The sequence below is a fragment of the Dietzia sp. Cai40 genome, from assembly GCF_014145165.1.
GTDB lineage: Bacteria > Actinomycetota > Actinomycetes > Mycobacteriales > Mycobacteriaceae > Dietzia > Dietzia natronolimnaea.
On the sequence record NZ_JAALEB010000202.1, the window covers coordinates 1 to 11,756 of the forward strand.

Sequence of the window (11,756 nt, forward strand, 5' to 3'; positions counted from 1 at the left end):
CATCAACTCCGCTGTCCGAAATCAACGCGGCAGGTCAGCCATCGGAGCACTGTCAGATCGGCAGAGTGGTGTCGGAGACGGCGAAGTCGCGGAGCCAGTACACGAACTGCGTCCAAATGCCGCTGAGCAGCAAGATTCCGACGACGATGAGCATGATGCCGCCGACGATCTGAATCGTTCGCGTGTGTCGTTGCAGCCAGCCCACTGTGCGGATGGCTCTCGTCGAACCGAAGGCCACCACAATGAAAGGCAGTCCGAGCCCCAGGCAGTACGCCACGATGAGCAGTACTCCGCGTGCGGCGTCGAGTCCGGTTCCGGCGGCAACTGACAACGCCGCTGCCAGAGTCGGTCCGAGACACGGCGTCCATCCCAGGGCGAAGACGGCGCCAAGTAGCGGCGCGCCCGCCCAGGTGGAAAGTGCTTTCGGCTGCATTCGAGTGTCCCTCTGGAGGGCGGGTATGGCCCCGATGAACACCAGTCCCATCAAGATGGTCACCACACCGCCGAGCCGTTGCAGCAATTCTTGCCGGGGGGCGAGGTATTGCACGGTGCCCAGCACCATCGCCGACAGCAGTACGAAGACCACCGTGAATCCAGCAACGAATAGCACCGCGGCGAGGACGACTCGTCGTCGCGATGACACCCGCTGACGCTGCTGTTCAAGAGTGAGCGAGCTGGCTTCGGCGCGGCGTTGCTCGGCGGCCTGCACAGTCACCGCCGGGCGCTCTGCACCCACGATGCTGGCCATATATGCCAGATACCCGGGCACGAGCGGGACTACGCACGGCGAGGCGAACGAGACGAGTCCAGCGAGGACACATGCTCCCAACGCGAGCAGCAGAGGTCCGGAGGCAGCAGTTTGTTGGAACGTCTGGCCAATAGATTGCGCAATCAGCACCGTGTTCATGCAGCGTCGCTTTCAGCAGGCTCGGCCAGCAGTCTCTCGATGACCGGCTCCAACTGGGTGTCGGTGACCTCTGCTAGATACACCGCAGCGACTCGGTGCTGTTTGTCGAGAATCAGTGTCGCTGGCACCACCGAGGTGGGGAAACCATGTAGCGCCGCCACCGCGGCCTGCGACGGGTCCCAAATTGAGGGATAGGTGACCCCGTTGTCCTCGATGAAGTCGACAGGCTTTTGCCGATTCGGGTCCCGCAAGTTGACGCCGAGATTGGTGAAGCCTTGCGCCTGGTACTTGTCCTGCAGTCGCTGCAGGTCGTCGGTTTCCGTCCGGCAGGGCGCACACCACTGACCCCACAGGTTGATCAGCACCACCTCGCCAGGAAAGTCTGCGACCGCCACAGTGGCCTCCGGATCTACTACTTCCGGGCCAGACATCGGAGCGATCTTCTGGCGGTCCGCCGGCGGATCATAGAAGATCTCAATCTGGCCGCCCGGGCTGACAAAATCGAACGTCTCACCTGAAGCGACGGCATCAGTGCCGCTAGCGCAGCCAGTAAGTACAAGCGAACTCACCACCACTGCGGCCAGTTGGCATCTTGCCCGTCTGCCCCAGCTACCGGGCTGCGCACCCTTGCCGAACACATCCGTCGTCATCACAGCATCAGCACCACTCTTGCCTGCACAGTCACACCGGACGATTGTGCCGCCCCTACCCCATTGGTTCGGTCGGGGTTCGATGAAGGTCTGATCAAGATTCCCGAGAGAAGCTGTGGGCGCCGCGAGACCGATGCACAGTGTGCAGCTGACACGAGAACCGGATTCCGAGTGCAAAAAGGAGACCCCCATGGCACATGGGCATGGTGGACACGGGCAGGTGCAGGCTCGTGGGTGGGGCATGGCTATCTCGGCCTGGCTGACGGGAATCTACTTCGTCATCGAGTTGGCGATCGGGCTGTGGACCGGCTCGGTTGCGGTGATCTCGGACGCTTTTCACACCTTCTCGGCGGTCGGTGGTGTCCTAGTCGCCATCTTCGCTGCTCGACTCGCCCGCCGCCCCGCAGACGAGAATCGCAGCTTTGGCTGGTACCGCGCCGAGATCGTAGGCGCGCTGGTCAATGGCGGTTTCCTGCTAATCATGGCGATGGTGGTGATCGTGATGGCTGCCATGCGCATGAATGATCCGGTTGACCTGCCCACGACGCCCATGCTGTGGGCAGCCGCGGGAGGCTTGCTTACCGAAATCGTCGCCCTGAGCCTGATCTGGAAACAAAGCCGCAGCGACATGAACGTTCGTGGCGCGTTGTGGCACATCATCCAGACCTTCGTCGGCAGCCTGCTCATCATCGTCACCGCACTAGTGATCAAGTTCACCGGGTTCTTGCTGATCGATCCGCTGCTCGGTTTGGCGTTCGGCTTCGTGCTTGTATGGGCAAGCTGGAGCATCCTGCGCGACGCCACCCATCTGCTCATGGAGGGCACACCCGACGAGGTCTACCTGTCTGACGTGACTGAAGACCTGGCAGCGATAGATGGGGTGGAAGACGTCCATCATGCCCATGCTTGGGCACTAACCAGTGGACGTTTCGTGTTCTCCGGCCACCTGCGCACCTCCGCAAGCGCCGATCCGCAGATCGTTCTCCAATCCGCCTCCAACCTGCTTCAAGCTCGGTACCGCTTCTTCTTTTCTACTGTGCAGGTGGAGACCGACTGTCCCGACGAGACTGCGGCATCAGCGATCGACATCACACGTGCGGCGGGTACGAGGAGGGGGCAGGAGTAAGGACCTTGATCCTGCTTGCGTTGATCGCGGTCTAGTCACCCGGGACGATTGCGGGGTGGCCCCGACCGGACCGCATCCGAACCAAAAATCACGTCGGGGTAACGGTCGGGCGATGCCGTAGATGACTAACAAATGGCGTATGAACTGCTGATTTCTGGATTCTCAGGAAACTCTCCGTGACCGGACGATATGCAACTGTTACCGTTTCGGGAGTCTCCAGTGGTCGTCGGTATGAAGCTGCGACCATCGCTTAAGTTGAAGGAATCAATCATGTCGAGCTCCTCCAAGAGCGTTCCGTTCGCCGATCTCATGGACTCGCTTGGTGTGGGCCACCGCATCTCTGCTGGTGGGCGTCATCGCGCCAACCGATCCAGGGGAGTGGGCCGGATCGCCGCCACCACGCTGGCTGGCGCCGCAATCGCCGGTGGCGCGGCGCTTAGTGTCGCCCCTGTGGCCGCTGCCCAATCGTCTGATCCCGAGCACGTCGGACAGATGGTCGAAGAGGCTGCCGCCCGCTATGGCATCGGAGCTGACGCGGTCCGCCAGTATGCAAGTCAGGCCCCCGGGCTGAGCCAGGCGCTCGGATTCGATACTGCTCAGTCGTCGTCTTCGGCGTTTTCGGTCGCCAGCCAAGCTCACAGGCCGACTGATGGAACGATCACCTCTGGCTTCGGCTCGCGGTGGGGCGCTAACCACAATGGCACCGACATCGCTGCGCCGATCGGCACACCCTTGTATGCAGCCAAGTCCGGCACGGTCGTGGCCTCCGGCCCCGCTTCCGGTTATGGGTTATGGATTCGCATCAAGACCGATGACGGCTATCTCTTGGAGTATGGCCACAACAATGCCAACTACGTCACCGAAGGCCAGCAGGTCACCGTCGGCCAGGTGATCGGTGAAGTCGGTAACCGTGGCTACTCGACTGGTCCGCATGTGCACTTCGGCGTACAGAATCCCGCCGGCCAGTGGATCGACTCGGTGTCATGGTTGGCCGCGAACGGCGTCGTCATCTGAGGACGTAGACAACGACCTGCTGCTCGACACTTCCGATCCAGGCCCGGATGCCACAATTCGGCACGCAACACGCTGATCTCGCCGGATCGGAACCATCCCTGCCGACAGTGGCGGGAGGCGGGCACGATTAATGATCGCCGGAGCTGGTGCCGACAGGAGGGCCCCGATGCCGACCGTCCTACCACCACGCCTACCGTGAACGGCGTGCAGAGGGTCTTTCGCGTGATGACGCCGGGGTGGTTGATTTCCTTCATCGCCGTCGCACTGTTCGTCTATACGTGCTTCACACTGTTGGCGCCATGGCAGTTAGGCAAGAACGAGGATTTGAAGACGCGCAATTCCCAACTTCTTCACAGCGTCGAAGCCGATCCAGTGCCGTTGACGGAATTGACGGCGCGGGACGCGCCGTTGGACGAATCCGAGTGGCATCGGGTCACAGTAACCGGTCGCTATCTGCCCGAAGACGAAGTGCTCTTGCGGCAGCAAGCTGTCGACGGGGAACAGGTTTACCAAGTTCTCACCGCATTTCGGACCGAGGGCGGCGATGATCTGCTTATTAATCGTGGATGGGTTCGCGTTGGCGAGAACAACACGGTGCCGACCTACCCGGCCGCGGTAGCCGATCCAGTGACCATCACCGCCAGGCTCAGAATGCCCACCGACACCCCGGCCGAACCGATAGTTCTGCACGATCGTCACATGGTGCGCTCCATTGAAACCTCGACGATCGGTCGGGTTCTGGATCTCGATCTTGCTGGCTATCATCTCCAGCTCCCCGGAGGCCAACCAGGATCACTCGAGCCAACTCCGATACCGGAAGTCGAGGCGGGTTCGTACCTGTCCTATGGGCTTCAATGGCTTGCATTCGGAGTTCTAGCGCCAATTGGGCTTGGCTACTTTCTGTGGAGTGAAATCCGGGAGCGGCGCCGCCAACGTAGCCAGGGCAACGACGAGCAAGGCAGCCTAGGCGACGGTGCTGTGGGACCTGGTGACAGGGATATCGATCCTGATGTCGTATCCGGTCATATTGCTGAGGTGGATGCGGCCACGGAGGCAGTGGCCCATGACCGCCTCGTAACGATGACCGTTCGTGATCGCTACGGCACCAGATTTGAGGCTGAACGCCGACGGCGTCTACGTCCGAGAAATAGGCTCGATTACTGAGTCCAATCCTCGAGCTGGCTCTCGCCCTTACCTCGCGGGAGCTCATCAATTTCTCGCCCTCGGCGCCCTGCCCGACATGCTCACGTTGAGCGCCTGCAGCCGGCCCGGCCGACGACGGGTCCGCTCCCGATATCGGCGCGCACTCATGGCCGGGGATCTCAGCCCCGCCGACGGCGGCTAGCAATCCACCCCACCAGCATCGCGAATACTGCGGTGACCGTGATGATGAGTTCAGGAATTGAACGTAATCGGGTGGCAAGTGTGAACTCGGTATTGAGCGGGACCTGTGCGACGAGGGCATCGGCAGTGAACATTTCGGTCTGCTCGAGCACATCGCCATTCGCCGCGATAATCGCGCTGACACCGCTGGTGGCCGCTACCACCACCGTGCGGTTGTGTTCGACAGCGCGCAGCCGCGACATCGCCAGCTGCTGATAGGTCATGTCGGTATCGCCGAAGGTTGCATTGTTCGTTGGTACCGCGATCAACTGCGCCCCCGACCGAACCGACTCGGCCACCAGATCATCGAACGCGACCTCATAACAGGTGGCCACAGCGAGCGGTGTCTCATCGATGGTCACCACACCATCGCCGTTACCGGGCACGAAGTTGCCCGCCTGCGCGGCATAAGGCGAAAGCTTGCTCACGATCGATCGCATTGGCAGATATTCACCAAATGGAACCAGTCGTCTTTTGTCGTGCGCATCGCCAGGTCCTGTTCCTTGCTCCCACACCAGCGCTGTATTTCGGGTGGTACCGGAGCCAGTGGACACCACCGCCCCCACAAGGATCGGAGCGCCGATTGCCTCTGTGGCCGCATCGATCTGTTCTGCAGCGTCGGCATTGCGAAACGGGTCGATGTCTGATGCGTTCTCCGGCCAGATCACCAGATCCGGTGCGGGCTTCACCCCCGCTGCGACCTCGGCGGCGAGAGCGTCGGTACGAGCCACATGATTGTCCAGTACAGCGCGCCGTTGCGCGTTGAAATCCAGACCGAGTCGGGGCACGTTGCCCTGGACTAGGGCAACCGTTTTAGAGGGGGTGGTGATTGGTGCGGTAGAGACGGGTATCGAGCCGAGTGCAGAGGCGGTCACAAGCACCGCCCCGAGTAGCAACACCGAGCGCCAGGCGGAGCGCCGAGCAAGTCCGACGACCACTGCAGCCGTCGCGCTGCCCACCAGTGCAACGGACAGGCTCACCCCTGGCGCCCCAGCGATCTGAGCGATCGCCAGCAATGGTCCATCAGTCTGACCGAACGCCAGCCGGCCCCAGGGAAACCCACCGAAGGGCAGGCGCGCTCGAACCGCTTCGGTGGCCACCCAGCAGCACGCGATCCACAGTGCAGCCCCGGGCAGCCGCGCCACCAGTGCGGTGGCCCCAGCGAAGACAGCGACTGCCACGGCCTGTAGCGCCGCTAATGCTAGCCAGGGGACAGCGCCGACATAAACCCCCACCCAGGGCAGTAAAGGTACGAAGAACCCGAGACCAGCCAGGTATCCCAATCCGAACGCGCCGCGCACGCCGATCCCTCGGACCGCCAGAACCAAAATGGCAAGACCGGCCGGGGCGAGAAACCACAAGGATAGAGGCGGGAAACTGGTGTACAGCAGTATTCCTGCGCCCAATGACGACACCATTCGACCAAGCGCACGGCCGACGGGGTGACTATTTAGCCACCGCCGAGAAGGCGTTGACCGCGGTTGATTTCGGGTAACCCCGCCCATCCTGAGGCCGACTGCTGGCAGTACCACCGATTGCGGCCCACGGTTCTTCTGTCGTGTTGTCATGTCACGCTCGCGAGGTGCGCTCTCGTCTTCCGCAGAGGTCGCGGGGGGAGCGAATCGAACCCGTTCACGGCCTCGCTGAGTCCACGCGCGCGGCCCCGGAGCGGGGCCCGGCACATGCCTCCGACCGGGACGCACAGAGCGGATCGGAAGCATATCTGCCGGGTCACCCGGCGAGCTGGCCGATCTGGAACTCGGCGAGCCGCGATTGTGGCTGGGACGCTCCACTGTGCTGGTCGGTGAAACTCTCTGTCCCGTCTGTGCCGCACAGCTGCTCGATCCGGTCCGGCCCGCCCGGGTGTTGGTCGACCCACGCGGTGAGGTCGTAGACGATGTTCTCGATCACGGTCCAACACGAGTCGGTCGAATCGTTCTGCTGGACCTCGGCCATCGTGACCTGTTTCTCGGCTCTCTCGCCCGTCTGGAGCTGCTCTGCCTGCTCTGGCGCGCCCGTGTCGTTCCCGGCGCAGCCCACAGCTAGGAGCAGGGCGGCGGTGGAGCCGGAGGCGGTGAGTGTCCTGCGCAGTCTCATTCGATCTCCTCGTATAGTGATCTACCGAAAGTCCAGGCGGCCAGCCACGTACACAGGACCGTGAGCACCAGTGCTACGCCGATGTGAAATGCCAAGGTCGAACTGCCCCCTAAGCTCGCTTGGGCGAACGTGGCCCCGAACAGGACGAGGGCGACGACTGCAGCCCAGCGACCTCGCCGTGTAGCCCACGCGCGCCACCCTAGAACCAGAGCCAGCACGCCGGTGAGGACATGAAGGGCGATGGCGGCCGAGCTGTGGACGTCCAGACTGGTGCCGTCCTGGACCAGCACCCCTGCCGAAGTGAAGAGGAGTCCGAGGGCGCTGACTGTCACTAACGCCACCGCTCGTGCGAGCAACAACAATCGTCCGGAAATCTGTAAATCTTGTGATCGCGACACTTTCCCTTTCTCGAGCTGCTCGTCCACTTCTTCGTGGTGGGAGGCGGCCGGCGACCCGCCCCACTTGTCCCCCAATGCCGCACGCACTGTCACATCTGGAGATTGTGCTGTGCTGACCTCTTGATTCGGTCGGGGTTTGATGAAGGTCTGATCAAGATCCCGGACGTGACGGTCGCTGACGCGGTGCTGAATTGGTGCGCGGCCAGTTGGGGTGAACCTGGGTGAAGCCTGTCAGGACGTCCAGCTTCCGAAGGCCTTCCCATGTCGCCCACGTAGTCCCTGACACTCGCAACAGGCAGCTTGATGAACGCTGCCAGAGGCTGTGGTCAGAGGGAGACTCTAGGCACGATGCACGCTTGAGGGAGCCGCTCCCGGTCGTTCTTCGACACGGGCGTGCAGGCCCCCACTTCTTGCGACGGGGACTCTGCTCGTCTAAGTTCGAGCAGAAGTCACATCACGAAACCATCACGGTATAGCGGCAGGGGAGACACGGCGGCAGTGGAGCGAAGACGTGCACGCCGCAAGGCACACCCTTTAACTGTCGACATCTGGGCGAGTTCTGGTCGCCCTCGAGGTGGCGGTACGCATCGCCAACCCTCCGCCCGGCCCGAGTTACGCGATCAGGTCGTCGTCGTCACGGTCGCCGCCGGGGCCATCGTGTCCTCGATAAGTTTTCTAGTGGACCAGCACACAGAGGCTGGTGGTGAGCACATTCACCTCATCGCGCACGAGGAGTCGATCAGTCCTGCTGGCCAGTCTGGAGACATAGCCCTTCCCCCGGCTGAACTGCCTGGGCCCGTTGCGGTGCAAGGCGACATCCCGCTGGAGAGCGCTGCCGCCATGGTGTCGTCATTGGCGGCAGGCACCGAAATCGACGCTCGCCGGCAAGTTGCCGAGGAGACCGCGCGCCGTCCAACAGCAGCGATGCCGACAGTCGGGACCCTCACGTCTGAGTTCGGCCAACGCTGGGGCTCGCTCCACGGCGGCATCGATATCGCAAACGTGATCGGAACCCCGATCGTGGCGGCGACTGACGGGACCGTCATCGATGCCGGCCCGGCGCAAGGGTTCGGCAATTGGGTCCGACTGCTGTCGGATGAGGGCACGATGACCGTTTATGGACACATGGAAGAGGTTCTCGTGTCCACCGGCCAGCGTGTACAGGCTGGACAGACGATTGCCCTCATGGGAAGTCGTGGCTTTTCCACCGGGTCGCACTTGCACTTCGAGGTGTGGTTGAACGAGGGACGGGAGCGCGCCGACCCCATCGAGTGGCTCCGGGAAAACGGTATCGCGACCAACTGAGTCAGCCCTTGGAGTGAGCCGGGGTCTGCGGTAAGGAGATCGTGAATCGGGCGCCGCGGCCGAGCCCGTCGCTGTGAACGCGGATATGGCCTTCGTGGGCTTCGACCAGTGCGCGAGTAATGGTGAGTCCGATGCCGCTTCCTCCGTGTGCCCGGTCGCGTGCGGTGTCGACGCGGTAGAAGCGGTCAAAAATGTGGTCGAGGTGCTGCGCTGCGATGCCTTCTCCAGTGTCGGCGATAGTGATCTCCACGTTCCCGTTGTGTAGGCGACTGGTGACGGTGACCATCCCACCTGAGTCGGTGTGGCGGAGCGCGTTGTGCAAAAGGTTGGTCAGGACCTGGTTGATTCGATCACTGTCGACAGTGATCGGTATTGCCTGATCAATACGTGCTTGGAGCAGCACATTTTTGTGCGAGTACTCGGGGCGCAGGGCGTCGATCGCGGCCGCGATGATGCTGCGAGTGTCGGTACCGATGGGGATGAGACGCGTGAGGTGTTCTTCGGCTCGGGACACCGCGCTGACGTCGTGAGCGAGCCGGCCTAGCCGACCAGTCGCGGTTCGCAGAATGCGCAGCGTGTCGTCGTCGAGTGCACGGACGCCGTCTTCGATTGCCTCAAGGTGGGATTCGAGCGTGGCCAGGGGAGTCCGCAACTCGTGTGCGAGATCTGAGAGCATCCGTCGGCGTGTGGTTTCGGTGGCATCTAGTCGTCGTGCCAGTTCGTTGAAGCTGGCGACAAGATCGTCGAATTCACGACCTATTCTCGGCTCGTGTACTCGTGAGTTGTATTCTCCACCGGAGATCTGCTGGACTGATCGGGTGACCGGGGTGATCGATCGTTGAACGCGGCGGGCGATGTAGCCGCTGACAGCCAGCGACAAGATCACCGATACCGCCAGTGCGATCGACCAAGACAGCATCATTGACGAGTTGAATGCCTCCTCCATATGGGCTGCTTCGGAGGAGTTCTGTGACAGTCCGGCCATCTCCAGATGCTCGTGGAAGATTCCGGGGGCAAGTATTGCGGCGACGACCCAGGCACTGACTGCGAAACCGATCATCACAAAAGCGAGCGCCGCCAGTAGCCGGGTACCGAAGGTGGCAGTGGTGAACCACCGCTTGAGGCGCGTCACGTTGTCACCCAGATCGATCCGGCTCACTGACCATCTCCGGTGCGGTAGCCGACACCGCGGACGGTGCGGATGTATGCGCCCCGGGACGCAGTGTCTCCGAGCTTGCGTCTGAGGTGCGCGATGTGGACATCAACAAGGTGCGTGTCGCCGACCCAGTCGGGCCCCCAGATCGCATTGATCAACTGCGTCCGGGACAGCACCAAGCCGGGGTCTCGCGTCAGTGCCGCCAAGAGGTCGAACTCGGTCCTGGTCAACTGGATCGGGGTGGTGTCGACGGTGACCTCGCGGCCTTCGACGTCGATTGCCAGTGCCCCAATCCTTCGCAGCTCTCTGTGATCGGAGGCCGCAGACGGGGAGCGTAAGGCCGTAGACGATCGAGGACGGCGCAGCATGACCTGGATGCGGGCCATGAGCTCTCGTGGGCTGAACGGTTTGGTCATGTAGTCGTCGGCTCCCACGGACAGTCCGATGAGGGTGTCGACCTCCTCGGTGCGGGCGGTGAGCATGACGACATACGCATCGGAGAAGGTGCGCAACTGGCGGCACACTTCGACGCCGTCCAGCCGCGGAAGACCGAGGTCTAGCACGACGACGTCGGGATCGACTTGCCGGATCAGGTCGACTGCGTCCTGCCCGTCATGAACGACCGTGAGGTCGAAGCCGTCACGAGTCAGATAGGTACCGATGAGGTCGGCGAGCTCACGCTCGTCTTCGACGACCATCGCCCGCAACCCTGCGGTCGCGCGAGTGGTCGGTGACTCACCTTCAGGTCCGGCGTCTCGAGAATCGGATGTGGACATAAGGCCAATCATCGTCGTAGGTCTGCCACTGGCGCCTACCGCGTGCTCGATCTTGATCAGACCTTCATCAAACCCCGACCGGATCAATGGGGTCGGCGAAGGACAATCTCCAGATGTGACTATGCGTGCTAGAGCGGTGCTGATGATGCTATGAAGCCGGCGACGCCCCACCGGAGCTGCCCCTCGATCCGGCTCGTCGCACCGGGAACGGCAGAGGGGACTCAAATCAGTGCCTAGGATAGCTCCGGTCACCGCGTTCATGCGCAACTCATGGCGCACTCTCACCGCGATGCGCACGGCATTGATTCTGCTATTTCTGCTGGCGGTGGCGGCGATACCGGGGGCACTCCTGCCGCAGCGCAGCCTCAACCAGGGAAACGTCAATCAGTACATCGCGGACAACGGCTGGCTGGGGGAGTTCTTTGACAAGCTCCAGCTGTTCGACGTGTTCTCCAGCTGGTGGTTCACAGCCGTGTACGTGTTGCTGTTTATATCCCTGGTGGGCTGCCTGACACCGCGGTCGATTGATCTGGTCAAACAACTCAAGGCCCCGCCGCCGCTCGCCCCGCGTAACCTTGCACGCCTGCCGCATCATGCGGCGTACCGGACCACGGCCACGCCGGAGCAGGCTGCGGACCAGGTCCAAAAGAGCCTCAAGGGCTGGCGGGTCCGTCGCAACAACGGGGACGGTCGCGTGTCGGGCAGCATCGAGCTGTCCGCGGAGCGCGGATATGCGCGCGAGGTGGGCAACATCGTATTCCACTTCGGCTTGCTGTTCCTGCTGATCGCGTTCGCGGCCGGCAAGTTCGTGTACGCGGAGGGCATGCGGGTGATCATCGCCAACGAGGAAGCGCCGGCCTTCTGCAACACCACGCCTAGCCCCGCTGATTCATGGAGTGTGAGGAAGGCTTCTGCCGGGTGACGGTGGGTGCGATTGCGTCTAT

12 protein-coding genes are annotated in these 11,756 nt (G+C 62.4%); 5 read left to right on the plus strand and 7 right to left on the minus strand.

Features of this window, described 5'->3' with window-relative positions:
* Positions 1-52: 52 nt before the first annotated feature.
* Both G6022_RS08660 and G6022_RS08665 read right to left on the minus strand, forming a co-directional pair.
* The gene (locus tag G6022_RS08660; RefSeq protein ID WP_107746580.1) at positions 53-907 is read right to left on the minus strand and encodes a cytochrome c biogenesis CcdA family protein; all 855 of its coding nucleotides are present in this window, start codon (positions 905-907) and stop codon (positions 53-55) included.
* Positions 904-1,557, minus strand: coding sequence for a TlpA disulfide reductase family protein (locus G6022_RS08665; protein ID WP_235027362.1), 654 nt, complete (start codon positions 1,555-1,557; stop codon positions 904-906). The genes G6022_RS08660 and G6022_RS08665 overlap by 4 nt, the downstream gene beginning before the upstream one ends.
* 241 nt (positions 1,558-1,798) lie before the next feature.
* Between G6022_RS08665 and G6022_RS08670 the strand changes: the two genes are divergently transcribed.
* The 3 genes from G6022_RS08670 to G6022_RS08680 all read left to right on the plus strand — a co-directional run bounded on the left by G6022_RS08670 (position 1,799) and on the right by G6022_RS08680 (position 4,861).
* Positions 1,799-2,683 carry a cation diffusion facilitator family transporter gene (locus tag G6022_RS08670; protein ID WP_241731126.1) on the plus strand — a complete coding sequence of 295 codons (885 nt, stop codon included), beginning with the start codon at positions 1,799-1,801 and terminating at the stop codon, positions 2,681-2,683.
* Between the two features lie 270 nt (positions 2,684-2,953).
* Complete coding sequence (locus G6022_RS08675; protein WP_182640271.1) at positions 2,954-3,697, plus strand: M23 family metallopeptidase; 744 nt, start codon at positions 2,954-2,956, stop codon at positions 3,695-3,697.
* Between the two features lie 195 nt (positions 3,698-3,892).
* Positions 3,893-4,861: an SURF1 family cytochrome oxidase biogenesis protein gene (locus G6022_RS08680; protein ID WP_227022437.1), complete on the plus strand. Its 969-nt coding sequence runs from the start codon at positions 3,893-3,895 to the stop codon at positions 4,859-4,861.
* 158 nt (positions 4,862-5,019) lie between these two features.
* On the opposite strand, the gene lnt is transcribed toward G6022_RS08680, so the two are convergent.
* From lnt to G6022_RS08695, 3 genes are all read right to left on the minus strand, one after another.
* Positions 5,020-6,498, minus strand: a complete 1,479-nt coding sequence (gene lnt, locus G6022_RS08685; RefSeq protein WP_235027363.1) for an apolipoprotein N-acyltransferase — start codon at positions 6,496-6,498, stop codon at positions 5,020-5,022.
* A 313-nt stretch (positions 6,499-6,811) separates the two neighbouring features.
* Positions 6,812-7,177, minus strand: a complete 366-nt coding sequence (locus G6022_RS08690; RefSeq protein ID WP_017836387.1) for a cytochrome b5 domain-containing protein — start codon at positions 7,175-7,177, stop codon at positions 6,812-6,814.
* Positions 7,174-7,668, minus strand: coding sequence for a hypothetical protein (locus G6022_RS08695; protein WP_223210127.1), 495 nt, complete (start codon positions 7,666-7,668; stop codon positions 7,174-7,176). Before G6022_RS08695 ends, G6022_RS08690 begins: the two co-directional genes overlap by 4 nt.
* A gap of 585 nt (positions 7,669-8,253) precedes the next feature.
* Between G6022_RS08695 and G6022_RS17145 the strand changes: the two genes are divergently transcribed.
* Positions 8,254-8,880, plus strand: coding sequence for a M23 family metallopeptidase (locus tag G6022_RS17145; protein WP_182611321.1), 627 nt, complete (start codon positions 8,254-8,256; stop codon positions 8,878-8,880).
* 1 nt (position 8,881) lies between these two features.
* On the opposite strand, the gene G6022_RS08705 is transcribed toward G6022_RS17145, so the two are convergent.
* Positions 8,882-10,039, minus strand: a complete 1,158-nt coding sequence (locus tag G6022_RS08705; protein WP_107746584.1) for an ATP-binding protein — start codon at positions 10,037-10,039, stop codon at positions 8,882-8,884.
* Entirely contained in the window at positions 10,036-10,734 is a 699-nt protein-coding gene (locus G6022_RS08710; RefSeq protein ID WP_017836391.1) for a response regulator transcription factor, read from the minus strand. Before G6022_RS08710 ends, G6022_RS08705 begins: the two co-directional genes overlap by 4 nt.
* A 367-nt stretch (positions 10,735-11,101) precedes the next feature.
* Between G6022_RS08710 and G6022_RS08715 the strand changes: the two genes are divergently transcribed.
* Complete coding sequence (locus tag G6022_RS08715; RefSeq protein WP_241731127.1) at positions 11,102-11,734, plus strand: cytochrome c biogenesis protein ResB; 633 nt, start codon at positions 11,102-11,104, stop codon at positions 11,732-11,734.
* Positions 11,735-11,756 lie beyond the last annotated feature (22 nt).

Bases quoted from the DNA above. Each gene is read 5' to 3' on its own strand.
- G6022_RS08660 (WP_107746580.1), bottom strand. From the start codon at position 907: ATGAACACGGTGCTGATTGCGCAATCTATTGGCCAGACGTTCCAACAA.
- G6022_RS08665 (WP_235027362.1), bottom strand. From the start codon at position 1,557: ATGACGACGGATGTGTTCGGCAAGGGTGCGCAGCCCGGTAGCTGGGGC.
- G6022_RS08670 (WP_241731126.1), top strand. From the start codon at position 1,799: ATGGCTATCTCGGCCTGGCTGACGGGAATCTACTTCGTCATCGAGTTG.
- G6022_RS08675 (WP_182640271.1), top strand. From the start codon at position 2,954: ATGTCGAGCTCCTCCAAGAGCGTTCCGTTCGCCGATCTCATGGACTCG.
- lnt (WP_235027363.1), bottom strand. From the start codon at position 6,498: ATGGTGTCGTCATTGGGCGCAGGAATACTGCTGTACACCAGTTTCCCG.
- G6022_RS08690 (WP_017836387.1), bottom strand. From the start codon at position 7,177: ATGAGACTGCGCAGGACACTCACCGCCTCCGGCTCCACCGCCGCCCTG.
- G6022_RS08710 (WP_017836391.1), bottom strand. From the start codon at position 10,734: ATGGTCGTCGAAGACGAGCGTGAGCTCGCCGACCTCATCGGTACCTAT.
- G6022_RS08715 (WP_241731127.1), top strand. From the start codon at position 11,102: ATGCGCACGGCATTGATTCTGCTATTTCTGCTGGCGGTGGCGGCGATA.